Genomic DNA, 284 nt, shown 5'->3' with positions numbered 1-284 from the left:
AGCCGGTGTTGATGTCGCCAGTGAAGCCCGCTTGGGTGCGCTGGTCAAACAGGCGTTATATGCCGCTGCCGATGCACAGGTGCTGATAGAACTGGGAGATGTGCAAGTGCGGCGCTTCCGGGGACGTTTGCATCTGGTACAGGCTGAGCGTGACTGGCCCATAACCCCGGCCACTACCCTGGTATTAACCGATCCGGGTGTGCCGGTGACGACCATCCACTTGTTGTTCTGGTCGGTTGGTGAGCTGGTGCTGGCAGAGGCCAACCGTGCTACACCTGAGGGCA

The 284-nt window shown here is 60.2% G+C and carries 1 protein-coding gene; it reads left to right on the top strand.

Annotated features, from left to right (window positions below; genetic code table 11):
* Positions 1–284, top strand: a 284-nt coding sequence (locus Q4563_RS19285; RefSeq protein ID WP_303605662.1) for a TilS substrate-binding domain-containing protein, incomplete at both ends; no start/stop codon positions are given.

The organism is Gilvimarinus sp. 1_MG-2023 (genome assembly GCF_030548285.1).
This window is presented reverse-complemented; position numbering and strand designations above follow the sequence as displayed.